Below are 24107 nucleotides of genomic sequence, written 5' to 3' on the forward strand. Positions count from 1 at the left end.
AAGAACTTAATCTGTTGATGATGATAAAAAGAAATAAATAAAATAACTAGCGAGGTAATAAAACTTGTAACTCAGATTCATCAATTTTCAATAACTGGCCCTGCCAATTTTGTAGCAAGTAACCGCTATCAATTTGGTATAAAATCAGCGTAACAGGTTCAGATAAATTGGCCAGTTCGAAAGATATATTAATACCGTAGGCCAAATTAGCAATCACAATATCGTTAACCACAGGCTTAAATGTGGCCGTTTCCCACGCTTTAATAATTTGTTTAAGTTGCGGTTGTGAAAGTCCTAACTCCGGTAACGTAGCAAGTTGGCTACCCACACGCTGGATCTGGATATTATCAAACTGCATCGACAATACAACAGCATGAGCAGGTAACGCCGTTTGGTATTGACCAGCAGACTCATCACCTTCTATTTTTTTTCCTGAATATTGAAATACCAGCATCATCGCCAGTACCGCAAATATCAATACGTTATTCCAACCTCGTCGTGATAACTGCACATTAAATCCTTCTAATCTCTGATATCGCATCTTGAAGTAGTTTGGGTATATACATCAATAAGTATATGCAAATTACGTGAAAATGTCGGATTGGGCAAGGTAGAAACAAGGAATTTTAGGCAAAAAAAAACCCAGCAAAAGCTGAGTTTTCAATATTTGAACATAAAACCAAGGATTACTTGATTTTACCTTCTTTGTACATAACGTGCTTACGAATAACTGGATCAAATTTTTTGATTTCCATTTTTTCAGGCATGTTTTTTTTGTTTTTATCAGTGGTATAGAAGTGACCTGTACCAGCAGATGAATTCAGACGAATTTTATCGCGCATAATAGAGTTCCTTAAACCTTCTCACCACGGGCACGCATTTCAGCAAGAACTGAATCGATACCCTTTTTATCAATAATACGCATACCTTTACAAGTAAGGCGTAACTTTACAAAGCGGTTTTCGCTCTCAACCCAAAAACGGTGTGTATGTAGGTTTGGCAAAAAACGGCGACGAGTGCGGTTTTTTGCGTGAGAAACGTTATTACCAACAGCTGGTTTTTTACCAGTGACTTGGCATACTTTAGACATGTCGTCTTCTCCAAATATTTTCTTGCTCGAGCAAATATACAGCGTCTTGTTGGCCGTCGCCCAAGACGCGTGCTAAAGGCGGCATTTTATACAGCAAATTAAAACATAGAGCAAGCTTTTTATATTTCTCAGGTAGTCATAAATATAAAATTTATACCCACCCTCGCTCTGCAAAGCTCGCTATGTCACTGTCACCTATAACAAAATGATCGAGGACTTTAACATCAATTAATTGTAAGGCTGAAATAAGTTTATCTGTGATCATACGATCTGCACGGCTGGGTTCAGCAATGCCAGAAGGATGATTATGGGCAAATATTACTGCCGCAGCATTTCTTTCTAACGCTTTTTTAACCACAACTCTCGGATAAACACTAGCACTGTCTATTGTGCCATAAAACAACTCTTCAAAGCGAATAACTCGGTGCTTATTGTCTAAAAATAATACCGCAAAGACTTCATTAGGCTGATCGCGTAATTTTGCGCGTATGTAATCTCGACTTTCTTGGGGGTTAGCTAACACATCACCGCGCTCTAACTTTTCGGCCAAAAAGCGCCGAGACATCTCAACAGTGGCTTGTAATTGTACATATTTTGCCACGCCTAATCCCTTCGTTTGACAGAATTCATGTTCACTCGCAGCAAACAAGGATCTTAACGTGCCAAATTCAGCTAAAATATGCCGAGCCAACATCACCACATTCGTCCCTTTAATACCAGTACGTAGAAAAATAGCCAATAACTCGGCATCGGATAGTGATTGTGGGCCAAACTTAACCAGCTTCTCTCGGGGCATCTCATCTCTGGGTAATGCTTTTAATTTCATCTGAATTCCCATTTAACATAACATCCTGTTAGCTTAGTAATTCGATGAATAAAAGAGCTAGATAATGATAAAACAGTGAAATAGTTCAAATTTATGAATTTGATAATGACGCGTATAAAATTAATAACAAACCTTAGCATCTGATAATTTAATTATGGTATTGTTATTACGTTATTAGAATAACCTTTCAGATTTTAACGTGGAATACACAATGACTGTAATTGCCAATAAACGCATTTTGCTCGGTATTACGGGCGGCATCGCTGCTTACAAATGTGCAGAATTAACGCGTCGCTTAACGGAACAAGGCGCAGAAGTACGCGTCGTGATGACCCAATCAGCACAAGAATTCATTACCCCGCTCACCATGCAAGCAGTCTCTGGATTCCCCGTTTCCCATAGCTTATTAGACCCTGCTGCCGAAGCAGGCATGGGTCACATTGAATTAGCGAAGTGGGCAGATTTAGTGTTAATCGCCCCAGCAACCGCTAATTTCATTGCCAAGTTCACAGCCGGTATTGCCGATGATTTACTCTCGACATTGTGTTTAGCCACACCCGCACCGATTGCCGTTGCGCCAGCGATGAATCAAGTCATGTACCAAGCGCCCGCAACGCAGGCTAATTTAGCAACACTTAAACAGCGCGCAGTTCCACTATGGGGACCCGCTTCAGGCGCCCAAGCTTGTGGAGACGTGGGCCTAGGTCGAATGGTTAATCCCGATGAACTCGTCACCGCCGTTGTCGATTTCTTTACCGCTGCGGCACAACCACAAGTGCTCGCGGGTAAAAATATCATGATCACAGCAGGACCAACTCGCGAGGCGATTGATCCAGTACGCTACATCAGTAATCACAGTTCTGGTAAAATGGGCTATGCCCTTGCCCAAGCAGCTCTTTCACTCGGCGCAAATGTCACCATCGTTAGCGGCCCCGTTGCACTAGCAGCACCCGCAGAGTGTCGTATGATCAACGTCACCAGCGCACTTGATATGCACGATGCCGTTATGTCTGATATCAACCAACAAGATATTTTTATTGCCTGTGCAGCCGTTGCTGATTATCGCCCTGAAACCATTGCTGAACAAAAAATCAAAAAGACCAATAGCGACGAAATGATTGTTCGAATGGTCAAGAATCCCGATATCGTAGCCAGTGTCGCAGCGCTCAAAAATTCTCCTTTTACTGTCGGTTTTGCTGCAGAAACACAAGATGTTGAACATTATGCACGCGACAAAATGCAACGTAAAAATCTTGCTATGATCGCTGCAAATGACGTGTCACAATCCGGCCAAGGCTTCAATGCCGAAGACAATGCATTGACCGTATTTTGGCCACAAGGCACTGCGCAAATAGCATTAGCGAACAAGCAAGATGTGGCAGCACAATTACTGCTGTTAATTGCAACCCAGTTCAATGCCAATACATAACGATAACTAAAATTACATTCAACATTCTACCTTGTCTTGCGCTAACGCAAAGCATTGTAGATCTATCAATTGATATATTCAGTGAAACAAATAATGAAGCAAATAGAAGTAAAAATATTAAATCCACGCGTGGGTAAAGAATTCCCATTACCAAGTTATGCAACGCCGGGTTCAGCAGGTTTGGACCTACGCGCTTGCCTTGAACAACCACTCACGGTTAATCCAGGTGAAACGCATTTGATCCCAACGGGTATTGCCATTCATATTGCAGACCCAACGATGGCAGCAACCATTTTACCACGTTCAGGCTTAGGCCATAAACACGGTATCGTATTGGGTAACTTAGTGGGTTTAATCGACTCTGATTATCAAGGTGAGTTAATGATCTCATGTTGGAATCGAGGTCAAGACAGCTTCAGTATTCAACCGGGCGATCGTATCGCTCAAATGATGATAGTGCCAGTAATACAAGCACAATTAACCATCGTTGAAGAGTTTGATAGCAGTGAACGTGGCGAAGGTGGCTTTGGCCATTCGGGTAAGCAATAACGGTTAACACCATTCTAGGATGAAAAAGATGTCAACAAGCACTAAAAAAAATCGTCGAGAACAAATTTTACAAGCGTTAGCGCATATGCTGGAGACCCATCCAGGTCAGCGTATCACGACCGCAAAACTCGCTAAAGAAGTCGGCGTTTCAGAGGCAGCTCTCTATCGTCACTTCCCAAGTAAAGCGCGTATGTTTGAAGGTTTAATTACCTTTATCGAAGATTCAATATTAGCGGGTATTAATCAAATCTTAAATGAAGAAAAAGATACCATTACTCGTTGTCATCACATCCTGCATCTACTGTTGGTCTTTACCGAGCGGAACCCTGGCATCACCCGCATTATGACTGGCGATGCACTACAAGGTGAGCACGAACGTCTCGGTGAGCAGATCAGCGCCTTATATGCCAAAATTGAAACACACTTTAAACAAGTACTACGTGAAAAGAAAATGCGCGAAGCCACAGGTTTTAGTTTAGACGAAGGTACGTTGGCCAACTTATTACTGGCGTACGCAGAAGGGCGAATTAATCAATACGTTCGCACCCGCTTTGCATTAAAACCAACGACTGATTTTGATCAACAGTGGAACTTCTTACACAAGCAGCTATTACAGAGTTAATCGTTACTAGGTTAATTGTTTAATTACTCAAAGTGTAAAAACAAAAAAGGCTACCGAGGTAGCCTTTTTATTTTTTATAACAGCGGTATATCTAGCACTGCTAATTAGATACCGTAGTTTTCACGGTATGTTTTTACGTTTTCAAGGTGCTCTTGCATTTCTGGCTTATCTGCTAAGAAAGAAACAAGATCACCTAACGTCACGATTGATAATACTTTACACGCATAATCACGTTCGATTTCTTGAATTGCAGATAATTCGCCTTTGCCTTTTTCTTGGCGGTCTAGCGCAATTAACACACCCGATAGTTCAGCGTTATTTGCTTGGATGATATCCATTGACTCACGGATTGCAGTACCCGCAGTGATCACGTCATCAACTAACATAATACGACCTTCAAGCGCAGCGCCTACTAATGAACCACCTTCACCGTGGTCTTTTTTCTCTTTGCGGTTAAAGCAGTAAGGTGCATCAATATCATGATGATCATTCAGTGCAACAACCGTTGTTGTCGCAATTGGAATACCTTTGTAGGCAGGACCAAATACTACATCGTATTCAATACCAGAATCAACTAAAGCAGCGGCATAGAAACGACCGATACGTGATAAATCACGGCCCGTGTTAAACAAACCGGCATTGAAGAAATAAGGGCTAGTACGACCAGACTTTAGAGTGAACTCACCAAACTTAAGTACTTCTTTTTCTAAAGCAAACTCAATAAATTCGCGTTGGTAATCTTTCATCGTTTTCCCCTATTATGATTAATTAAATGTTGTTAGCTAAAAGCCACTTCACCTAAAAAGCCTAATAATATGGGGTATATTATTAGGCAATTAATATTGTTAGCGCTCGGCGACTAACGATAAGCGCCGCTATTTTAACAAGCTTTACGCTTTAATCAAGCTATCACCGAGTGCTTTCTTTTGTTCTACAATAATTTGCTCGATACCATCTTTCGCTAACGCGAGCATGCTTAGCATTTCTTCGTGGCTAAACGGTTCGCCTTCAGCAGTTCCTTGGATCTCAATAAACTTACCGGTTTCAGTCATCACCACATTCATGTCTGTTTCAGCATCTGAATCTTCTGGGTAATCTAAATCACACACGGCCTCGCCTTTATAGATACCCACCGACACTGCTGCAATCATGAATTTGATTGGACTAATCTTTAACTTACCTTTGCGGATCAAAAATTCAACCGCATCAGCCAATGCCACACAAGCACCAGTAATAGCGGCTGTACGAGTGCCGCCATCAGCTTGAATAACATCACAATCGATTACAATCGTGTGTTCACCTAATGATCCAAGGTCGATACAAGCACGTAGTGAACGCGCGATCAGACGCTGAATTTCCATCGTGCGTCCAGTTTGCCCACCACGCGCCGCTTCACGATTCATACGTTTGTGCGTAGAGCGCGGTAGCATGCCGTATTCAGCCGTAACCCAACCTTGGCCTTTACCCTTTAAGAAACGTGGCACATTGTTTTCAACAGTCGCAGTACACAATACTTTCGTACCTCCGAATTCAACTAATACAGACCCTTCTGCATGAGCGGTGAAGTTACGGGTAATTGTTACAGGTCGAACTTGACCTAATGTTCTTTGACTTGGACGCATTATTTTAACTCTTCAATGATGATTGCCCAATATTATATGAGCTAAGCTAAACTATCGCTATAGCAAGTTGTAATAACCTGAAGGTATAATTAGCTTAATTTATTTTAATTAACGGATTTAACATGATTCATAGTATGACGGCATATGCCCGTAAAGAGTTTAAAGGTGATTGGGGTACTGCTGTATGGGAGATCCGTTCGGTTAACCAACGTTACCTCGAAACGTACATCCGATTACCAGAACAATTTCGTGGTTTAGAAGCAGTATTACGTGAACGTTTCCGTAAAAAATTACAACGCGGTAAAGTTGAATGTAACCTGCGTTTTGAAGCAAGTGCAGCAAACAGCGGTGCATTACAGTTAAACGAAGCATTAGCCGAAAAATTAATTGAAAGCGCAAACTGGGTATCAAAAAAAGCCGGTAAGGCAAAACTAAACCCTGTTGATATTCTACGTTGGCCTGGCGTAATGGAAGCAGCAGAAAAAGACATGGGTGAGTTATCAACAGACCTACTCAGCTTTTTCAACGAAACGCTGGGTGAGTTCTTAGAGTCTCGCGCTTCTGAAGGTGAAAAACTGCAAGCGATGCTAGAGCAACGTTTAGCGGGTATCACTGAACAAGCTGATTTCGTCCAAGGTAAGATGCCAGAAATCATCGAATGGCAACGCGAGCGCATTCAAAAGAAATTTACCGATGCGAAAATCGAATTAGATGAAACCCGCGTTGAGCAAGAACTTATCTTAATGGCGCAGAAGTTAGATGTTGCCGAAGAAATCGACCGCTTAAATGCTCACGTGACTGAAACACGCAGCATCTTGAAAAAAGGAGGCGCATGTGGCCGTCGTCTTGATTTTATGATGCAAGAATTCAATCGCGAATCAAATACCCTAGGTTCTAAATCTATCAGCACAGACATCACTAAGTCTGCGGTAGAGCTTAAAGTATTGATTGAGCAGATGCGCGAGCAGTTACAAAATATTGAGTAATTGTTTAACCACTAAGTTACGATAATTAAAAGCCCTCTTTCAACAGAGGGCTATATTTACGCTCAAAACTCAGTTCAACATCAACGCTAGGGGAGTAATACAAACTTTCCATAAGAGGCGTATAACGCAACTCAATCTTATTCTCTCCGACACAGCCTGTGAGTGCAAAAATCACGATGCAATTGCATTTAAGTCGGTAACACATCATTAGTGATTCTAATCACACTAAAATGCAGCAAACAAAGACCCGCGTCCAAATAAGCCCCCCCTAAAGATACCCCTTTGTAAATAAGTTTGAATTAACACTCCATTAACACTACCGTGGCAAACATTGTTTATCCTTATATTTTATATAGATAAATGAAAAATTTGATATCGAGACAAAAATATAGACCTATAAATAAGGAATCGAATTAATGGCGACTAACAGTTTGAGTTCAATTGTAAATAAAATTTCTGCACAACCAAAAGAAATCAGTTCACTACAGCTATCGTCAATGTTTGGTGAAACCGTTAAATTTTTTGGCCGAGCAGGTATTCAAGTTGAATCACTTAATATTAACAATGCAGTACTAAGACTCGAAAATAACGAAACGGTACAAAATCATATTGGTGGCATTCATGCTGCAGCAACGGCATTATTGGGCGAATCAGCGACTGGTTTTCTAGTTGGCATGCACGTTCCTGATGATCGTATTCCTTTACTCAAATCGATGAATATTAATTATATTAGTCGCGCAGATGGGGATTTAAAGGCGATTTCAAGCTTAACTGAAACACAAATATCAGATATAAAAAATACAGACAAAGGAGAGACAGCTGTAAAAGTCGTCATTACAGATAGCGCTGGTAATAATCCTGTTGATGCTGAATTCATTTGGGCATGGGTTCCAAAAAAGAAATAACATCACTGATCACGCACTCCATTCACAGACCTATTTAAAATGGATCGTTTGCTTATAAAAGGATTTTAAAATGAATGCAATCAAAAATAGAATCACAAAAGCAGCGGTTGTGACTGGTATTATCGCGGGGTTGTTATATGGCAGCTGGGCGTTATATGCCAATTATGCCGACGGAATTATAATTGCGTCCCAAGCTGCAGCAGTGCAGTTTATCTGTAGTGCTTTACTGGGATTTTTCATGACGTTTATTATGGACCAAATCTGTGCGAGTAAACGAACACCCCGATTTATTATGATTCCAGCGTCAGTTATCACCCCTTTATTACTCACCTTATTTGTCAGTTATTATTCACATTATTTAAATGGCACACCCAATATTATTATTACTATCTTGCCCTCACAAATTTTAGGTCTCATCTGGACCAGCCTGTACACAGCTAAACTATTAAAAGTAACTGTCAATACAACACCAACGATGGCCTAAGCAATTCAATAAATATAACGATGCCTTAATCGAAAACTTTCTTTTCTTTTAAGGCATCACTAAAGCAGAATCACGATAAATCGTCCATACTACCTCTAAGTTCCTTTTAAATTTGTAGGCTTATTTGCAACTCTATCGTCTGCAAAGGAGGTCAAAATGGACCACGCGTATGATTATACTAAACAGCAGTTTAGTAATCCTGCGGGGACCGAAGGCTTCGAGTTTGTCGAATTCTCGTCTCCCGATCCAAAGCAGCTTGCCATGCTTTTCCAACAGTTGGGTTTTCATCCTCATGCCCGGCATCAAACACGCCCGTTAACTTGGTTCAAACAAGGTGATATCCATTTTTTAGTCAGTACAGAAGGTCGCGGTTTCGCCTCTGAATTTGCGAAACAACATGGTCCTTCCGCCTGTGCGATGGGCTTTAAAGTCACTGATGCAGATAAAGCCTATCAACATGCGTTAAACCGTGAAGCCAAGCCTTGTAAGCGTAAAATTCTCGAGTTCGGTGTACCTGCGATTTATGGCATTGGTGAAAGTCTGCTGTATTTAGTCGATGATGATGTAAGAACACGCCTGTATCAGGAACAATTTGAATTAACAGGCGAAACTGAAAACGCATCTAAATCGGCGGGACTCACTTATATCGACCACCTGACTCACAATGTGCACTGTGGGCATATGGATCCGTGGGCCGAATTTTATGAACGTATCTTTAACTTTCGAGAAATACGTTATTTTGATATTAAAGGCGCAATGACAGGTTTACGCAGCCGCGCCATGACCAGCCCTTGCGGCAACCTCCGTATTCCCATCAATGAAAGCAGTGATGATAAGTCGCAGATTGAAGAGTTCTTGCAGGAATACCACGGCGAAGGGATCCAGCATATCGCCTTAGGCACAGATGATATTTATCAAACTGTCTCGACGTTAAGAGCGCATGGTATCGAGTTTATGGATATACCCGACACTTATTACGACATGATTTCAGAACGCTTACCCGGTCATCATGAAGCGATTGAGCAACTAAGAAAAAATCGTATTCTAATTGATGGTCATATCGAATCAGGAAAATTAGTCCTGCTACTGCAAATTTTCACTAAAACATTAATCGGCCCTATCTTCTTCGAAATTATTCAACGCAAAGGAGATGAAGGGTTTGGCGAAGGTAACTTTCAAGCCTTGTTCGAATCCATTGAAAGAGACCAGCTCGTACGAGGTGTACTTTCGACGAAAGATAAATAAACACAGTGCCTAGAGGAAAAGATATGATCCGTAGAATTAGCTTCCCACTACGCAAAGGCACCTACTCTCGGCAAGCGCATGCAGACCTGCCTGAACAAGGTATATTTGAGCGAGAAGTCAGTCGGGAAGGTTTCTATGGACCCGCAACACACCTACATCATAAACATCCACCGACTGGCTGGAGTGCATGGTCAGGTAATCACAGGCCAAGGGCATATAACCTATTAACACTGTCCTACTCGCAAATATCGCCCTGGGATGCACCGCTACTGTTACACAATGCCCATTGTCAGATCCGCTTCTGGAAATGTAACGAAAACATGAAAACCTTAGTCAGAAACGCAGATGGTGATGATCTGTTATTTATCCACCAAGGCCACGGCGAATTGTTTTGTGATTATGGCCATTTAAGTGTCAAACAAGGCGATTACATATTAATTCCACGCGCTTGTTTATGGCGTTTAGAGCCTGCCGAACCCATCACATTACTGATGATCGAAGCCACCAATGATTATTATGGTTTACCTGATAAAACTATCGTCGGCCAGCATGCGATATTTGATCAAACGGTACTGGACACCCCAGAAATAGACGCCGCCTACTTGCAACAACAAAATGAAGAACCGTGGCAAGTCGTGCTTAAACGTTTTAATGAACTGTCGATTATTGAGTACCCTTTCAACCCCCTTGATGTGGTGGGCTGGCACGGTAATGTATCTGTCGTCAGGATTAATTGGCAAGATATTCGCCCGTTAATGAGCCATCGTTTTCACCTGCCACCATCCGCGCATTCAACGTTTGTGACCAATCGATTTGTAGTCTGCACTTTCGTGCCCAGACCAATGGAAACTGATCAGGGGGCATTGAAAGTACCTTTTTACCACAGCAATGATGACTTTGATGAGGTTATCTTTTACCACCAGGGTGAATTCTTTAGCCGCGACAATATAGAACCTGGCATGTTGACCTTTCACCCTTGCGGTTTTACCCACGGCCCTCACCCCAAAGCCTATCGCGCAGGTTGTAAGTCACAGCGAAAAGAAACAGATGAAGTAGCTGTAATGATTGATACTCGCGATGGCTTAGATATTGGGTCCCTGATGCAAGATGTGGAATGGCACGGTTATGTCGATAGCTGGAAAGAATAACGCTATAAAACCGATTATAAAAATTAAAACTTAACGAACACATAGGTAAGAGGCTGGAATGAAATTAGCAACATTAAAAAATGGATCTAGAGATGGCAGCCTGCACCTAGTGAGTAAAGACTTACAAACCGCAGTGTGTACTTCATCGATAGCGACAAGTTTACAATGGGCATTAGAAAACTGGCCAGCTGTCGAGCCCCAACTGCAAGCACAATATACGCGATTAAATAACAGGGAATTAGACGGTATTATTCAGTTCTCAAATTGCCAATTAGAATCGCCATTGCCCAGAGCATATCAATGGATTGACGGCAGCGCTTACGTCAATCATGTCGAGTTAGTGCGTAAAGCCAGAGGGGCTGAAATGCCGGCATCGTTTTGGTCTGATCCGTTAATGTACCAAGGCGGCAGCGACAGTTTTTTAGGCCCCAATGACAATATCCCACTGATAGACCCAGCTTGGGGATTGGATTTTGAAGGTGAAGTAGCGGTGATCACTAGCGATGTCGACATGGGCGTAAATACCTCCACGGCCAGTAATACCATTTTATTAATTACTTTAGTCAACGATGTATCACTGCGTAACTTGATCCCCAGTGAATTAGCTAAGGGGTTTGGATTTTTTCACAGCAAACCCTCCACCGCATTTTCTCCCGTTGCAGTTACCCCTGATGAACTCGGCGAGGCATGGGACGGAGCCAAGTTACATTTACCTTTGTACAGTTATCTCAATGATGCATTATTCGGCTCGCCCGATGCAGGCACTGATATGACATTTGATTTCCCCCGCTTAATTGCCCACGCAGCCAGAACCAGAACTTTAACTGCGGGAACCATTATTGGTTCGGGCACAGTGTCTAATTGTGACCGAACGGTTGGCTCATCCTGCCTAGCAGAAAAAAGAATGCTGGAAAAAATAACCACAGGTGAAATCACTACCCCCTTTCTACAGAATGGCGACCGAGTAAAAATTGAAATGCGTGATCAGGCGGGGCAATCCATTTTCGGCGCAATAGAACAAATGGTGGTGCTGCAAGATGAAGCTTTATAGCTATTTCCGTTCATCGGCAGCTTACCGCGTTAGGATCGTCTTAAATTTAAAGAAAATTAGTTATACCACCGAGTCTATCCATTTAGTTCATAATGGTGGGGAGCAGCACTCAGCCGAATATCTTAATATTAATCCACAAGGTCTGGTTCCAAGCCTTGATATCGCTGAGGCAGAACATAAACCACAAATAATCACCCAATCAGGGGCCATTATCGAATATCTGGAAGAGTCTTTTCCGCAACCAGCTTTATTACCAACAAACCTAGTTGAACGTGCCTATGTACGTACATTGATGCAGATAATTGCATGCGATATACACCCACTAAATAACTTGCGGCTATTACAGTATATCGAGGAAAACTTCGACTGTGACGGTACCGAAAAAATGGTCTGGTATCATCACTGGTTAGCAAAAGGATTCGCAGCCGTAGAAACATTACTAACAAAAAAAGAGAGTACTCACTATTGCTACAACGACCAAATTACCTTGGCAGATGTCTATTTGATCCCCCAAGTTTACAATGCACAGCGTTTTAAACTTGATATGGCCCCCTATCCCGCAATCAACCGTATTTATCAGCACTGTATTCAATTGCCTGCATTTAACGACGCCGCGCCAGAACTACAGCCTGATGCAGACTAACATCCAAATTAAACGCCTTAATGAATGCGTTTTCTTTCTTCATCAAGCCCTTGCCAAAACGTATACACACCATCAAGCATTTCGTTACCACTAACGATAAAATGGTCTTCATCAACGTCATTATTAAAATAATAAGCCTCGAGTTCCTCCTGAGTATGATTCGCATGGTTGGCTTCAAGTTTTGCATGCCAGGTAAAAAAGGTCAGCGGTAAACCTTTCAGGTTTCTCGTTTGGCGATAATGATTAAACCCAGAGACCAGCTCATCCCAAAACCCTGCTGCAGCCCAATTCTCTACAGCATAAGAAGCCGCCGTTGACGTGGCGTAACTTGGCGAACCGTAAAGTCGCACCAATTCATCACAAAAGAATAAAGTCTTGGCAGAACCAAACTGGCGTCGTCCAATTTGATTAAATGCGATACCAAAATAATCGGCTAATTGATTTAACAGTTCAAAATGTGCGGCTTTAAAATGGAAAGCACCACCATCAATACTGCCTTCGATATCACCAAAATCACGTTCATCCTGCGTTAATTGCGTAGCACGATTTCGCTTTGGGTTCTTATACACAACCCCGATTTCATTAGCTAAAATTTCTTTCGAGGCACGCATTTCTTCAATGGTTTCGGCATTCAGCATTTTCTCCAGTTGTGCAACCAAAAACTGATTGGAAAAAACCGAGAATTGCACAATTAGCTGTTTAATCTGTGCATCATTGAGTGACGCATCGCGAAACCACTGCGTATAGGGGTTAGCAGTAATAACCTTGTGATTCAGTAATTCGTTGTTGATACGGGATTGAAAGACCAGAAAATATTGCGCTTTGTCTAAATCAAAATGCCCTGACTGAATCTCTTCAACCGTGTGATAAGTGAGTTTTTCCAGTCCATGGTCTTTACGATACGCTTCGATGGCAGAATTATCTCTCATACTAACCCTCCTCCCAAATGTGTTGTATTAACACATACCAGGGACGGTAAATTGTGATCGTAATGGGTATATTTCTAATAGTTTAGTTGCTAATTTCTCTTGTGTCAGTCAGCAGACGCTAGCGAGTTGTAATGACAAGCATAATTGTCTGCGCCATTAATATAAAATAATGACGACTGTATATATCAATAAAAGTATAAGAAAAAAGCCATTAGTTTCATTTGAAATAAGGGCCAATTATATTTGAAGTTGTCGCATATTTATTATATTAATAGTTACGTGAATAACCATTACCAGACGATAATCGCTTCGTAATTGGAAACCAGCAAGACCAACAATATAGAGGTACGTTATGAAAGTAGTAGTGGAATTTATGGAAACGGGTCGATACAAAGACAGAGTTTGGGAACCTTCATTCCACACAGGAAAAGGCAACTTACGCTCAGTCTCACCTTCTTATGCCGCACAGTTAATAAGTCAGTGTAAAGCAAAGCTGCATTTCAACGAAGATGGTTCGGCAGCGCTTGAACGCTAACAGACCTCAATAAGTTATATTTTATTATTTTAATTCGAAGTAAATCTTCAATAAAGGTGCGGGGCTAAACTGCACACAGCCTAGCCCCTATCATTACGTTGCTCTTTTCAATCGGCAAGCGCGGCGTAGATGACGCACTTGACGTTTAGCAGTTACATTACGTGGTTCCGAACTGCAAAGTGGACGACCATCGGCATTAAGTCCAATATCCTTTAACAGATAAGCATTACCCAATGGGATCTCGCTGGTAGCACGACGAACTTTTGCTAGCCACACGCGTTCTTCACGACGTATATCGGCTCTAACAAAAAAAACAGCAAGGTGTAAATAAAGTGAATGACGCATAATAATTCTCCAGTATATAGTTTTGGTATATAAAAAATACTGGGGGAAATGGCGTGAAGTAATTCGGCTATCTAGAGATATTAATGAGGTTATCATCCTATCAAGCTGCCATTTTCCCGCAGCCTGTAAGGGTACGGATTCGTTAGTTATTGGTGCCAGGGTTTCGATCGGAACAGATCACGAAGGCGTGATGAACGGCCATCATGAGACTGGTATGATCAAAAGATACACAAACATATTGAACAAGATTTAAATTTTTCATGTGTACCTCCGGTTAACTAATTAATCCAAAATTAAATGTGATATAAATGTTAAATCACATTGGAGAGTCTATGTTAAATTGAACATTCTGCAACCGTAAATTCTCAGTTAATAATAAAACAAAGTATTATGCTAACAATGTATTCCCATACATCTTTTCACAATATATTCAACCTGTTAATCTCCACCCCATATTACGATATCAATTCTGTAATAGTTTTAGCTCTGAATTTTATCAAGTTCACTCTCTGTACTTCAACTTAGCTATTACTAATCCATCCCCCTACTCATCATACAAAAACAATAATATTCACCATGCAAAATAAATATATTGCTACAACCACTTATACAACAACGATTAGTGAACTTTGTAGTATCGCCTATGTGAGCAGACAAACGCTGTAATGCACCTTTGAATCAATATTAGGTATTAACCCATCTCTTTCGCAACACTCTGGCAAATAGTATCTCTGACCCACTTATGCCCCGGTTCATCATTATTACGTTCATGCCACAACAATACATAGACCAATGAAGAAAAATCTATCGGCAAAGGCAATTCTACCAAGCCATATAACTTTTGTGTATGCGAGACAAAACTCGACGGTAAAGTAAAAATTAAATCACTGTGCGCACAGACACTGGCGGCACCGTAAAAATCCGGTAAGGTTGCGCAAATATGACGGTGCAACCCTGACTCAGCTAATTGATAATCCAATAACCACCAATCATTACCTTCGCAGCGAACCTGTACATGCGACATACTCAAATAAGCATCAACATCCCAATGCCCTGCATTAATACTTGCTAACATAGGGTGATTTTCGCGTATTAAACACACCTGGTTATCGGTAAACAAACGCTGATGCGCAATCCCCTCAGGTAAATTATTGAGGCGAACATCGGCCGTGGGGTGCAACTCCCTGGCCGTAATGCCAAAATCAATTTGTCCTTGCTGCAAGTCTAATAATGATTTTTCATTCCAATCATAAATACCTAAATTCAGCTTAGGTGCTTGCGATAATATTGGCCCAATGTAATGAGGTAGTAAAGTTTCATAGGCACTTTCAAGCATAGCAAACGAAAACTGGCGATGACTATTTTCGGGAATAAAACTCGGCGGTAAGCAGAGATGATACAAGCCCTGTAATATCGTCGGTAATTGCGCTTTTAATTGCAAAGCATGCGCCGTCGGCTTTAAACCATGGGCAGTACGTAAAAATAACGGATCACCCAAGGTATCACGTAGCCGGTTTAAACTTTTACTCAATGCCGACTGGCTTAAGTGTAAGCGATGCGCTGCGCGGGTTACACTCTCTTCTTCAAGTAAAATCTGTAAAATAGCCAAGAGATTCAGATCTATCTTGGCAAGATTATCTAAATTCATAAGATATTCCTAAATGGAAACTCAGTCCTGAAATTATACCACTTCCATTCATATCATGCTTTACGTAAACTGCTCCACATTAATCCATGCCTTTTATTCGAGAATAACAATGCGCCGAAATATATTACCTATTTTGATGGCTATGGTGGTGCTAAGCCCCCTCGCTATCGATATCTACCTGCCTTCAATGCCGACAATGGCAGCAGAATTTCAGGTGTCGTCTAGCGAAGTTCAATCTACATTAATTTTATTCTTATTTGCCATGGGCATCGGACAAATATTAATTGGGCCACTGGCAGACCGTTTTGGTCGTCGTCCAATCGCAATCGGTGGTGTTATGCTGTATTGCTTAAGCAGTATCCTTGCCGCAGGCGCGATTGAATTTCACTGGTTACAAATAGCACGAGTACTACAAGGTATCGCCGCGTGTGCTGTATCAATCGTAGTGTTTAGTGCAGTACGTGACAGCTTTGACTCTAAAAAAGGCGCGCATTATTACAGTTATTTAAATGGCGTTATTTGTGTTATACCTGCACTTGCACCGACGCTAGGTGGCTTATTGGCGCTGCAATTTGGTTGGCGCTCAACTTTTGTTTTTATGATGCTATACGGATTGTTGATATTAACTATTATTATCAACAAATTACCAGAAACACGTCCAGATAATACTGATACATCCGGTTCGCTGTACCACTGGTCTCGCTTTAAGCCGGTATTATACGATGCGCACTTCATGTTTTACGCTATCGCTTGTATGGTGGGTATGGCATCAATCCTAACGTATGTGTCCTATGCACCAGACTGGTTAATCCGTCATTTAGGTGTCGAAGAACTAGAGTTTAGTGCATTGTTTGGTCTAAATGCTATCGTCAATATCGCCGCTTGTTTTGCGGCGCCTACAGTAATCAAACGCTTCGGTAATCGTCCAACCGTTATCATTGCCTTTATCGCGTTATTATTATCCGCGGCACTGCAATTGGCCGTGCAACATTGGGGACCGACAGCAGGTATGGCTGCCGCGTTCGCCTTTATGTTACCTATGATGTTGCTCTGTATTGGCTTTGCATTATTACTCGGTCCAGCAACCAGTATGGCGTTAGCCGCATTTGGCGAACGCGCTGGTACGGCAGCGGCAATGCTAGGTTGTATCCAAATGAGTGGCGCAGCACTACTCGCAGGATTGATTCAACAAACAGAGCTGACCGCACCGTATGCTGTAATTGTATTAATGGGTAGTTTATCGATAATATTCCTAGTGATAATGCTTACGCCACGTCTCGACCATTGGCATCAAGAACAAGTCCAACATTAGGTGCCGCAATGAACGAGTTCGACTACACTGAAAGAACTCGTTCATCACTTAAGGCAATAATAATGCAAAATGAAAAACACCCGTTAAACCATGAATTTCCTGAACACGCCATTGATATCGCCAAACTAAAAAGCGATGACCCCGAATTTGCCGCCCTAGCCAAAGAATATCACAAACTCGACCATCATATTTACGGCCTTGAAGCCAGTGACATTCCCACCACAGATAGCCATTTTATTGAATTAAAAAACCGTCGACTTGCCTTAAAAGACCAGATTTATCAAAAACTAATTAATGGTGATTTTTAATTTCCCCACTTCCATTTAGTCATAAAAGCCTTACACTAAAGTTAATAGCACAAGGCATGAAAGGAATGCAGAATGACGGAAGAACATAACCAAGATAAACATCAACAAAAAATGCAGAAGATCCAAGATACAGTCGCCAAACGCGTCAATAAAGCCACGGAAGAACGTGGTATTTTGATCGTAATGACAGGTAATGGTAAAGGTAAAACCTGTGCAGGTTTTGGTAATGTCATTCGCTGTATAGGTCACGGTTTTAATGCGGGTGTTGTGCAATTTATTAAAGGTACATGGGAAGCGGGGGAAGTAAAATTCATCCAGCAAGTACGTCCTGACATGCCTTATCACGCAATGAAAACTGGCTTCACTTGGGATACGCAAGATAAAGCCGCAGATATCGCAGCTGCAGAAGCAGCATGGGTTCATGCTAAAGCCATGTTAGCTAACCCTGATCTTAAAATGGTGCTTTTAGACGAACTGACTTACATGCTCAGTTACCAATATTTAGATTTGGAAGAAGTACTCAGCGCTATTCGTAATCGCCCAGTTGATCAAACAGTTATCGTCACTGGCCGTAGTGCCCACAAAGATTTAGTCGCAATCGCCGACACAGTGAGTGAAGTAAGAGAAGAAAAACACGCCTTTCGCTCAGGTATTAAAGCTCAAATAGGGATCGACTGGTAATGGATGAACTCTCGCTACATGAAACCCGCGTATTAGGCGCGTTAATCGAAAAAGAACACACTACACCAGATAATTACCCACTATCGTTAAACTCATTAACCTCGGCCTGTAATCAAAAAAGCAGCCGAGAGCCTGTACTCTCACTTAGCCAAGATGAAGTACAAAACATTGTTGATGATTTAGTGAAAAAGCGTTTAGTCGTAAATGATGAACATGGCGGAAAACGCAGCGCTAAAATTCGCCATCGTTTTGGTAATACTGAGTTCAGTAAAATTCGTTTCAACCCGCAGCAATTAGCGATCCTTACCTTGCTATTTTTACGTGGGCCACAAACCCCTGGCGAACTAAGAACCCGTTCAGCACGTCAATGTCCATTTAATGATGTACAAGAAGTTGAAGCGACACTGGAACAACTTGTCAATCATGAACAAGGTCCATTTATCGTTAAACTGGCAAGAGAGCCGGGACAAAGTGCTTGTCGTTATGCCCATTTATTCAGTGGTGAAGTAACCTCGGCAGCAATAGCAGATAGTGCAGTACAAACGATGAATCAGTGTTCTGATGAACATGGTGCATTATCAACGAGAGTAGGTGAACTTGAGCAAGAAGTCGCAACACTTAAAGCGCAGTTAGAATCGTTACAATCTGCTGTAGTCGCACTCAAAAAATAGATTTTTAGATCATAGTAATAACAAAGGGAGTTCTGAGTTCACAGATTCGAACTCCCAACTTACTCTATTGAAAGACAGTGTAATTTGATCCTAACGAATACCATTGTCGAAACGTCACCTAACTTTTCTATTGAAGAGAATATACTTGGAATTTACGCGTGCTCGCCTGAAAATTTTTAATGGATGATTCATACGATAACCGTTACGGACAGAAATATCGCTTACACCATCAACATAAAACCCTTTAAGTTCAAAAGTTGATACAGTACTTACCATCAATGTCGACATCAGCACAGCCGTAAATATTATTGCAGCTTTCATTACTTACCTTTAATCTAAGTTTCAATCTAAATCAGGCATCATAATAAAGTTAAATTTAACTAAAAAATAAACAAGAATGAAATATGTTTATAATTTAATAAACAATAACAAAAACTAGACGTAAGCAACTGTATAATAACAACTAAAAATAATCACCCCAAACTAAAGCACATGCAGTTTTTCATTTTGGTTATATTTTTATTATAAAAAAATCAACGTTTAAGGCAATTCTTAGTGTGATATGAATTATTTTAGACTGAAATAATCACATTTTAAAAGACTGATGGGATATTGATAGAACCATGACACAAATCGTCACTTGCAATTGATTCAACGATTGAGCTGTAGAGTTCCTCCTCCACTAGTTTGTAATTAATAATATTCAAACTTTCGCCCTTATTGGTTATGATAAAAGCACTCATCGCGATGTTAGCGTTATCGTATGGCGAGGAATAAACCCTAATATAGACCTTATTTATATCACATAAATTTAGGTTTGAACCATCTAGGTCTTTTCTAAACTCCCTGCCAACAAGTAATGCATCAAGATCACTAATGTAGATATCAATATTATCCAGTTCATAGCGTTGATAGTTTTTTATATCCATAAAAGAAGCGTTACTCATATTATTCTTTGCGATTAAAAAGATTAATGTCGATATAAACACTATATTAACAACAAGCCAGAGCCCTCTTCTGTAGCTCCCCCTAATTGATGGTAAGCTTATTCTTTTGCTATCGTTTAACAACTCACGATTAGCGTTATTCTTTTTATCACTGTCATCAGAAGAATCATCTAACTCTTGTACTTTACTTGATTCTTGTGCTTTACTTGACTCTTCAGCTCCATCTACAATTGACCCATTAAGACAATTTCCAGGTAATTCATTATTCAAAGTAATTACCAATGAGTAGCCTTTTTTACTAATGGTTTTGAGTTTCAACTCATTAGACTCTAGTTTCTTTATCGTCTTTCTTATATAAGAAATCGTATTCGTTAATGATTGCTCAGAAACAACTGCGCCTTGCCAGCACACTTCGAACAGTTCATCTCTAGAAATGCATTTATCTTGATTTTTGAATAAATACATTAACACTCTAAAAGGTAAAGGGCGCATATTCACTGTAACGCCTGAAGTAAGGCAAGTGATAGCACGCATCTCTACATCTATGGCTATATTATTTTGGGTTGATTGCTGTTTGTGAATCATTAAAGTCCTATATTAAATTAGATACTTATAGAGCTTCACTTCGTCAGCATAGCTACGAACAAGCAATAAAATTATATATAATATATTATAACGTAAATTCTTAATTCATATTCTTAGCTGTTTAAATTTATATTCGACAATAGTAAGAAAATTAAATAGTAGAGTGGTGAATAAATGCAATCATATTTAGTTAAACTGATCATTATATATGCCATTTTATGTTTTATATTGCTTGGTAAAAGTTTGATAACACAAGATTTAGTTTTGATCGGTAGTCAATGGAAGTGTAATTTCCAAAAAATTAGATTCCCAAGTAATGCATACTCAAAATACGAAATGATAAATGAATCAATGCTTTATACTTTTAGTTCTAAGAGTAGTTTTTATATTAAAGATAGAATGTTGGTCAAGGATAAAAACGGCCTCACAGAAACAGTAGAACTACTCTTTATTGGTGAATATATTCTAAACGGTAATAATTTATCGATGGTTTTCAACGATTTACATTTTAAAAAAAAGCATTCTGATGATGTGATTAATAATGATCAATTATTATATAAAGGTTTTTCAATCGATTATAAGGTTGAGCGTAAAGACAACTTCCTTTATCTTTACTCCGCCAATAATAGTGAAGAATTTAATCACGTCTGTTCTATACCCTAGACAATCACTTTCCGATTGCTAGTTTATTGCTAGTTCTTTCGCTAAATAGTCTACCAGCATACGTACTTTCGGGGATAAATGACGATTCTGTGGGTATAACGCCCATACCGCATCATCTGGTTCACGGTAGTTCGGTAGTAATTCAATGAGTTGACCTTGATTAATGTATTCCTGCACATAATAATCCGGCAATTGCACGATACCTACGCCTTTTAGCGCCGCATCCACTAATACCGGGCCACTATTACAACTAAAATTACCTTTCACGCGAATATTACGCGCTTTGCCTTTTTCCTGAAAACGCCAATAATCCAGTGTCCCTGACAAACAATTATGACGATCTAATTCAGATAAGCTATGCGGCGCACCAAATGCACTTAAATACTCAGGCGCAGCACAAACATATTGTTTTCGGGTCGCTAATCGTTTACCAATCATGGATGAATCGCCTAACTGACCCAAGCGGATCGCCAAATCAAAACCTTCATCGATTAAATCAATTTGCTGATTCGATAGTATCAACTGCACTTCTAATTCAGGGTATTGCGTCACAAAATCATTTACTAACGGCGCGACACTACGCTCACCATAGGTAATAGGCGCAGTGATTTTTAACTTACCCTTTGGTGTGCTTTGTAAATTGGTGATCGCACGTTCTGCATCTGCTAACCCATCCATGACCTGACGGCAATGTTGATAGTAAATCCCCCCCACCTCTGTCACCGATACTTTGCGTGTAGTACGATAAAATAATTTTGCCGATAACCGTTCTTCAAGGGCAGAAACTTGTCGACTAACCTGCGCTGTAGAGATCCCTAAACGCTTTGCCGCCGCAGTAAAACTTTCGGTTTCAGCAACCGCAACAAACTCACTAACACCAGACCAATCACTCATCTATACACTCTCTTATTCTACAGTTAGGTAACAATTATAAGTTATTCCCTGCAATAAACCTACATTATTACCAATCAGTAAAAGTGATTTGCTTATCAAGCTAATTATCATTGTCGAATAACTCCAATATAATCGCGCCTCATTTACTGATACCCAGTAACGCTAACGAGAAAGATTATGTTATCCACGATCAAGCGTTCATTGCCGCTGCAATTACTGACTGCCGCTATTTTGGCTTGGTTTTTTGCCACTATCATGCCAACAGTCGCCAATATTACCGAACAAACTTGGTATCAACTGATCTTGCTAGGAAAGATCACCTATATCGGCTTGCTAAAAATGGTCATCGGGTTGGTGGTGATGCTGTCTTTAATGCAAGGCATGACCAACATAGGCTCCACGCTAAAATTAAAAACCTTGGGTGTAAGTACACTCATTTTTTATAGCCTGACTTCGATTATCGCTATTAGCTTAGGGCTTGGTGCAGTAATGCTAATGCCAGAATGGCAACCCTTAGTCGAGCCTGTTACGGTTGCAGATCACATCAGACTTATTGATCAGGAGTCTGTCACTGGGTCAAGTATTGCCGCAAAACTACTCGCCATGGCACTGATAAATCCTTTCGCAGCCTTGGTTAGCGGCAATTTATTAGCCATTGTCTTATTCTCGCTGTTATTTTCAGTGTCGCTATTGCGGTCACTGCCACAACACCATGTGGTATTTGATGTTATTGCGGGCTTGAATAAAGGGTTAAATAAGTTAGTCCAAAGTATAATTAGTCTCGCACCGATTGCTGTGTTTGCCATCGTGTTTGAATTTACTGTTACCGGGAATTCCGGTTTATTTGGTCAGTTAGCATTATTCGCTTTACTGGTATTTGTACTGACGCTGATCCATGGCGTGATTATCTTGCCTGTATTAGCAAAAATATTTACAGGCATTAAATTTACTACCTTATTTAAAGCCATATCTGCACCACTGGCGATGGCATTTGCGACCTCATCAAGTACTGCAACGCTACCGTTATCAATGCAAGCTGCAGAAAAAGATCTGCGTGTATCACAAAGTACCAGCAGCTTTGTATTACCCCTTGGCGCTGTCATGAACATGGATGGCACCGCTTTGTTTGAAGGTGTGGCCGCTATCTTTCTTGCGCAATTATTTGGTATTGATTTAAGTACAACTGGCATCGTGATGATTTTTATTATGGCAATGGTATCGTCAGTCGGTGCACCGGGTATGCCATCGGGTTCTATGTCTGGTATGCAGTTAGTGATGCTAGCTGTAGGTATTCCACTCGAAGGTATTGCGATCTTACTGATTATCGAACGTCCACTGGATACATTCAGAACCGCAGTGAATGTCGAAGGCGATCTGATTGCAGCGCTGGTTGTTGATAAATGGCAGCAGAGTAAGCGTTAAGATGAGTAAATAGGTGTCGTTCGACCGACACCTATTCTTATTTGTGGGATATTACTTGATTGATTTTTTGGTCACAGCCAAAATCGAAGTAACTAAAGCTGCAATAGCAAAAAATATTCTTTGCCAATGTAACGTTAGCCAAGTTGATAGCTCATTACTTACTCGAGCAACATCAATTGTTTGCTCTGCAAATGAAGTATTTGTTGGCACATAGTAAATTGGATAATACAACATATTCGCCAGCATAAAAATAATAGTTAAGAGCCATAACTTTCTATTTTCAGTGCTTAAACAACACGTTAAAATAGCCAAAATAAGAACGCCGGGTCCAAATGGTACCATTACGCTACCGATGAGATGTCCATAAGTTGAAAACCAATCTAAGAATAATTGCGGTTCAGAAAGTTGCCAAAATGGCACTAAAACAATTGCAATTAAAATCATAGCGCCGATAAATGAGCCATTTAAGGCAATGACTAATACTTGCATTATTTTATTGATTTGTTTCATACTTACTCCTGAATGAATGGAAAGTACATTCATACCTACTTTTATATAGTATCAATA

At 40.6% G+C, this 24107-nt stretch carries 29 protein-coding genes; 17 read left to right on the plus strand and 12 right to left on the minus strand.

Annotated elements, in window-relative coordinates; all coding sequences use genetic code 11:
• Positions 1-46: 46 nt before the first annotated feature.
• From HWV03_RS21515 to radC, 4 genes are all read right to left on the minus strand, one after another.
• A complete protein-coding gene (locus tag HWV03_RS21515; protein WP_211677849.1) occupies positions 47-511 on the minus strand; it encodes a hypothetical protein in 465 nt (154 codons plus the stop codon).
• 175 nt (positions 512-686) lie between these two features.
• Positions 687-842 carry a 50S ribosomal protein L33 gene (gene rpmG / locus HWV03_RS21520; RefSeq protein WP_045108636.1) on the minus strand — a complete coding sequence of 52 codons (156 nt, stop codon included), beginning with the start codon at positions 840-842 and terminating at the stop codon, positions 687-689.
• Positions 843-853: 11 nt separating this feature from the next.
• Positions 854-1090 carry a 50S ribosomal protein L28 gene (rpmB, locus tag HWV03_RS21525; RefSeq protein ID WP_006030956.1) on the minus strand — a complete coding sequence of 79 codons (237 nt, stop codon included), beginning with the start codon at positions 1088-1090 and terminating at the stop codon, positions 854-856.
• 151 nt (positions 1091-1241) lie between these two features.
• Positions 1242-1916 carry a RadC family protein gene (gene radC / locus HWV03_RS21530; RefSeq protein WP_211677850.1) on the minus strand — a complete coding sequence of 225 codons (675 nt, stop codon included), beginning with the start codon at positions 1914-1916 and terminating at the stop codon, positions 1242-1244.
• 211 nt (positions 1917-2127) lie between these two features.
• Here radC and coaBC point away from each other — a divergent pair, with 211 nt between their 5' ends.
• The 3 genes from coaBC to slmA all read left to right on the plus strand — a co-directional run bounded on the left by coaBC (position 2128) and on the right by slmA (position 4516).
• Entirely contained in the window at positions 2128-3345 is a 1218-nt protein-coding gene (gene coaBC / locus HWV03_RS21535) for a bifunctional phosphopantothenoylcysteine decarboxylase/phosphopantothenate--cysteine ligase CoaBC (protein WP_211677851.1), read from the plus strand.
• 90 nt (positions 3346-3435) lie between these two features.
• Positions 3436-3894 (plus strand): dUTP diphosphatase, encoded by a 459-nt coding sequence (dut, locus tag HWV03_RS21540; RefSeq protein ID WP_198155594.1) that lies wholly within the window; start codon positions 3436-3438, stop codon positions 3892-3894.
• 28 nt (positions 3895-3922) lie between these two features.
• Entirely contained in the window at positions 3923-4516 is a 594-nt protein-coding gene (gene slmA / locus HWV03_RS21545; RefSeq protein ID WP_211677852.1) for a nucleoid occlusion factor SlmA, read from the plus strand.
• Between the two features lie 104 nt (positions 4517-4620).
• Here slmA and pyrE read toward each other — a convergent pair whose 3' ends face one another.
• Together pyrE and rph are read right to left on the minus strand one after the other, a co-directional pair.
• A complete protein-coding gene (pyrE, locus tag HWV03_RS21550) occupies positions 4621-5262 on the minus strand; it encodes an orotate phosphoribosyltransferase (RefSeq protein ID WP_211673400.1) in 642 nt (213 codons plus the stop codon).
• Positions 5263-5406: 144 nt separating this feature from the next.
• On the minus strand, positions 5407-6138 hold the full coding sequence (rph, locus tag HWV03_RS21555) for a ribonuclease PH (RefSeq protein ID WP_211677853.1): 732 nt from the start codon (positions 6136-6138) through the stop codon (positions 5407-5409).
• Positions 6139-6260: 122 nt separating this feature from the next.
• Between rph and HWV03_RS21560 the strand changes: the two genes are divergently transcribed.
• The 7 genes from HWV03_RS21560 to maiA all read left to right on the plus strand — a co-directional run bounded on the left by HWV03_RS21560 (position 6261) and on the right by maiA (position 12600).
• On the plus strand, positions 6261-7124 hold the full coding sequence (locus HWV03_RS21560; RefSeq protein ID WP_211677854.1) for a YicC/YloC family endoribonuclease: 864 nt from the start codon (positions 6261-6263) through the stop codon (positions 7122-7124).
• Between the two features lie 416 nt (positions 7125-7540).
• Positions 7541-8029, plus strand: coding sequence for a DUF4442 domain-containing protein (locus tag HWV03_RS21565; RefSeq protein ID WP_211677855.1), 489 nt, complete (start codon positions 7541-7543; stop codon positions 8027-8029).
• A 70-nt stretch (positions 8030-8099) separates the two neighbouring features.
• Complete coding sequence (locus HWV03_RS21570; protein WP_211677856.1) at positions 8100-8513, plus strand: hypothetical protein; 414 nt, start codon at positions 8100-8102, stop codon at positions 8511-8513.
• A gap of 156 nt (positions 8514-8669) precedes the next feature.
• Positions 8670-9758, plus strand: a complete 1089-nt coding sequence (gene hppD / locus HWV03_RS21575; RefSeq protein ID WP_211677857.1) for a 4-hydroxyphenylpyruvate dioxygenase — start codon at positions 8670-8672, stop codon at positions 9756-9758.
• Positions 9759-9781: 23 nt separating this feature from the next.
• Positions 9782-10906 (plus strand): homogentisate 1,2-dioxygenase, encoded by a 1125-nt coding sequence (locus HWV03_RS21580; protein WP_211677858.1) that lies wholly within the window; start codon positions 9782-9784, stop codon positions 10904-10906.
• A 58-nt stretch (positions 10907-10964) separates the two neighbouring features.
• A complete protein-coding gene (locus HWV03_RS21585) occupies positions 10965-11957 on the plus strand; it encodes a fumarylacetoacetate hydrolase family protein (RefSeq protein ID WP_211677859.1) in 993 nt (330 codons plus the stop codon).
• Positions 11944-12600, plus strand: coding sequence for a maleylacetoacetate isomerase (gene maiA, locus HWV03_RS21590; protein ID WP_211677860.1), 657 nt, complete (start codon positions 11944-11946; stop codon positions 12598-12600). Before HWV03_RS21585 ends, maiA begins: the two co-directional genes overlap by 14 nt.
• 17 nt (positions 12601-12617) lie before the next feature.
• On the opposite strand, the gene HWV03_RS21595 is transcribed toward maiA, so the two are convergent.
• Positions 12618-13529 (minus strand): hypothetical protein, encoded by a 912-nt coding sequence (locus tag HWV03_RS21595; protein ID WP_211677861.1) that lies wholly within the window; start codon positions 13527-13529, stop codon positions 12618-12620.
• A 352-nt stretch (positions 13530-13881) separates the two neighbouring features.
• Between HWV03_RS21595 and HWV03_RS21600 the strand changes: the two genes are divergently transcribed.
• Positions 13882-14064 (plus strand): hypothetical protein, encoded by a 183-nt coding sequence (locus tag HWV03_RS21600; protein WP_211677862.1) that lies wholly within the window; start codon positions 13882-13884, stop codon positions 14062-14064.
• Between the two features lie 93 nt (positions 14065-14157).
• Here the strand turns inward: HWV03_RS21600 and HWV03_RS21605 are convergent, their stop codons facing one another.
• Together HWV03_RS21605 and HWV03_RS21610 are read right to left on the minus strand one after the other, a co-directional pair.
• A complete protein-coding gene (locus tag HWV03_RS21605; protein WP_211673421.1) occupies positions 14158-14409 on the minus strand; it encodes a DUF1127 domain-containing protein in 252 nt (83 codons plus the stop codon).
• Positions 14410-15100: 691 nt separating this feature from the next.
• Entirely contained in the window at positions 15101-16057 is a 957-nt protein-coding gene (locus HWV03_RS21610) for a LysR substrate-binding domain-containing protein (RefSeq protein WP_211677863.1), read from the minus strand.
• A 109-nt stretch (positions 16058-16166) separates the two neighbouring features.
• On the opposite strand from HWV03_RS21610, the gene HWV03_RS21615 reads away from it, so the two are divergent.
• The 4 genes from HWV03_RS21615 to HWV03_RS21630 all read left to right on the plus strand — a co-directional run bounded on the left by HWV03_RS21615 (position 16167) and on the right by HWV03_RS21630 (position 19029).
• The gene (locus HWV03_RS21615; RefSeq protein WP_211677864.1) at positions 16167-17369 is read left to right on the plus strand and encodes a multidrug effflux MFS transporter; all 1203 of its coding nucleotides are present in this window, start codon (positions 16167-16169) and stop codon (positions 17367-17369) included.
• A 62-nt stretch (positions 17370-17431) separates the two neighbouring features.
• Positions 17432-17677 (plus strand): YdcH family protein, encoded by a 246-nt coding sequence (locus tag HWV03_RS21620; protein WP_067040772.1) that lies wholly within the window; start codon positions 17432-17434, stop codon positions 17675-17677.
• A gap of 72 nt (positions 17678-17749) precedes the next feature.
• Positions 17750-18358, plus strand: a complete 609-nt coding sequence (cobO, locus tag HWV03_RS21625; protein WP_211673424.1) for a cob(I)yrinic acid a,c-diamide adenosyltransferase — start codon at positions 17750-17752, stop codon at positions 18356-18358.
• The gene (locus HWV03_RS21630) at positions 18358-19029 is read left to right on the plus strand and encodes a YceH family protein (RefSeq protein ID WP_211677865.1); all 672 of its coding nucleotides are present in this window, start codon (positions 18358-18360) and stop codon (positions 19027-19029) included. The genes cobO and HWV03_RS21630 overlap by 1 nt, the downstream gene beginning before the upstream one ends.
• 593 nt (positions 19030-19622) lie before the next feature.
• Here HWV03_RS21630 and HWV03_RS21635 read toward each other — a convergent pair.
• On the minus strand, positions 19623-20561 hold the full coding sequence (locus HWV03_RS21635) for a winged helix-turn-helix domain-containing protein (protein WP_211677866.1): 939 nt from the start codon (positions 20559-20561) through the stop codon (positions 19623-19625).
• 174 nt (positions 20562-20735) lie between these two features.
• On the opposite strand from HWV03_RS21635, the gene HWV03_RS21640 reads away from it, so the two are divergent.
• Complete coding sequence (locus tag HWV03_RS21640; protein ID WP_255546972.1) at positions 20736-21224, plus strand: hypothetical protein; 489 nt, start codon at positions 20736-20738, stop codon at positions 21222-21224.
• 18 nt (positions 21225-21242) lie between these two features.
• On the opposite strand, the gene HWV03_RS21645 is transcribed toward HWV03_RS21640, so the two are convergent.
• A complete protein-coding gene (locus HWV03_RS21645; protein ID WP_211677867.1) occupies positions 21243-22118 on the minus strand; it encodes a LysR substrate-binding domain-containing protein in 876 nt (291 codons plus the stop codon).
• Between the two features lie 177 nt (positions 22119-22295).
• On the opposite strand from HWV03_RS21645, the gene HWV03_RS21650 reads away from it, so the two are divergent.
• Entirely contained in the window at positions 22296-23540 is a 1245-nt protein-coding gene (locus HWV03_RS21650; RefSeq protein ID WP_211677868.1) for a dicarboxylate/amino acid:cation symporter, read from the plus strand.
• 51 nt (positions 23541-23591) lie between these two features.
• Here the strand turns inward: HWV03_RS21650 and HWV03_RS21655 are convergent, their stop codons facing one another.
• Positions 23592-24050, minus strand: coding sequence for a DUF1772 domain-containing protein (locus HWV03_RS21655; protein ID WP_211677869.1), 459 nt, complete (start codon positions 24048-24050; stop codon positions 23592-23594).
• Positions 24051-24107: the final 57 nt, after the last annotated feature.

Source organism: Moritella sp. 36 (genome assembly GCF_018219415.1).
Classification (GTDB): domain Bacteria; phylum Pseudomonadota; class Gammaproteobacteria; order Enterobacterales; family Moritellaceae; genus Moritella.

Excerpts from the sequence above, each read along its gene's own strand:
- rpmG (WP_045108636.1), bottom strand. The coding sequence starts at position 842 with ATGCGCGATAAAATTCGTCTGAATTCATCTGCTGGTACAGGTCACTTC.
- rpmB (WP_006030956.1), bottom strand. The coding sequence starts at position 1,090 with ATGTCTAAAGTATGCCAAGTCACTGGTAAAAAACCAGCTGTTGGTAAT.
- radC (WP_211677850.1), bottom strand. The coding sequence starts at position 1,916 with ATGAAATTAAAAGCATTACCCAGAGATGAGATGCCCCGAGAGAAGCTG.
- coaBC (WP_211677851.1), top strand. The coding sequence starts at position 2,128 with ATGACTGTAATTGCCAATAAACGCATTTTGCTCGGTATTACGGGCGGC.
- slmA (WP_211677852.1), top strand. The coding sequence starts at position 3,923 with ATGTCAACAAGCACTAAAAAAAATCGTCGAGAACAAATTTTACAAGCG.
- pyrE (WP_211673400.1), bottom strand. The coding sequence starts at position 5,262 with ATGAAAGATTACCAACGCGAATTTATTGAGTTTGCTTTAGAAAAAGAA.
- rph (WP_211677853.1), bottom strand. The coding sequence starts at position 6,138 with ATGCGTCCAAGTCAAAGAACATTAGGTCAAGTTCGACCTGTAACAATT.
- HWV03_RS21560 (WP_211677854.1), top strand. The coding sequence starts at position 6,261 with ATGATTCATAGTATGACGGCATATGCCCGTAAAGAGTTTAAAGGTGAT.
- HWV03_RS21565 (WP_211677855.1), top strand. The coding sequence starts at position 7,541 with ATGGCGACTAACAGTTTGAGTTCAATTGTAAATAAAATTTCTGCACAA.
- HWV03_RS21570 (WP_211677856.1), top strand. The coding sequence starts at position 8,100 with ATGAATGCAATCAAAAATAGAATCACAAAAGCAGCGGTTGTGACTGGT.
- hppD (WP_211677857.1), top strand. The coding sequence starts at position 8,670 with ATGGACCACGCGTATGATTATACTAAACAGCAGTTTAGTAATCCTGCG.
- HWV03_RS21580 (WP_211677858.1), top strand. The coding sequence starts at position 9,782 with ATGATCCGTAGAATTAGCTTCCCACTACGCAAAGGCACCTACTCTCGG.
- HWV03_RS21585 (WP_211677859.1), top strand. The coding sequence starts at position 10,965 with ATGAAATTAGCAACATTAAAAAATGGATCTAGAGATGGCAGCCTGCAC.
- maiA (WP_211677860.1), top strand. The coding sequence starts at position 11,944 with ATGAAGCTTTATAGCTATTTCCGTTCATCGGCAGCTTACCGCGTTAGG.
- HWV03_RS21595 (WP_211677861.1), bottom strand. The coding sequence starts at position 13,529 with ATGAGAGATAATTCTGCCATCGAAGCGTATCGTAAAGACCATGGACTG.
- HWV03_RS21600 (WP_211677862.1), top strand. The coding sequence starts at position 13,882 with ATGAAAGTAGTAGTGGAATTTATGGAAACGGGTCGATACAAAGACAGA.
- HWV03_RS21605 (WP_211673421.1), bottom strand. The coding sequence starts at position 14,409 with ATGCGTCATTCACTTTATTTACACCTTGCTGTTTTTTTTGTTAGAGCC.
- HWV03_RS21610 (WP_211677863.1), bottom strand. The coding sequence starts at position 16,057 with ATGAATTTAGATAATCTTGCCAAGATAGATCTGAATCTCTTGGCTATT.
- HWV03_RS21615 (WP_211677864.1), top strand. The coding sequence starts at position 16,167 with ATGCGCCGAAATATATTACCTATTTTGATGGCTATGGTGGTGCTAAGC.
- HWV03_RS21620 (WP_067040772.1), top strand. The coding sequence starts at position 17,432 with ATGCAAAATGAAAAACACCCGTTAAACCATGAATTTCCTGAACACGCC.
- cobO (WP_211673424.1), top strand. The coding sequence starts at position 17,750 with ATGACGGAAGAACATAACCAAGATAAACATCAACAAAAAATGCAGAAG.
- HWV03_RS21630 (WP_211677865.1), top strand. The coding sequence starts at position 18,358 with ATGGATGAACTCTCGCTACATGAAACCCGCGTATTAGGCGCGTTAATC.
- HWV03_RS21635 (WP_211677866.1), bottom strand. The coding sequence starts at position 20,561 with ATGATTCACAAACAGCAATCAACCCAAAATAATATAGCCATAGATGTA.
- HWV03_RS21640 (WP_255546972.1), top strand. The coding sequence starts at position 20,736 with ATGCAATCATATTTAGTTAAACTGATCATTATATATGCCATTTTATGT.
- HWV03_RS21645 (WP_211677867.1), bottom strand. The coding sequence starts at position 22,118 with ATGAGTGATTGGTCTGGTGTTAGTGAGTTTGTTGCGGTTGCTGAAACC.
- HWV03_RS21650 (WP_211677868.1), top strand. The coding sequence starts at position 22,296 with ATGTTATCCACGATCAAGCGTTCATTGCCGCTGCAATTACTGACTGCC.
- HWV03_RS21655 (WP_211677869.1), bottom strand. The coding sequence starts at position 24,050 with ATGAAACAAATCAATAAAATAATGCAAGTATTAGTCATTGCCTTAAAT.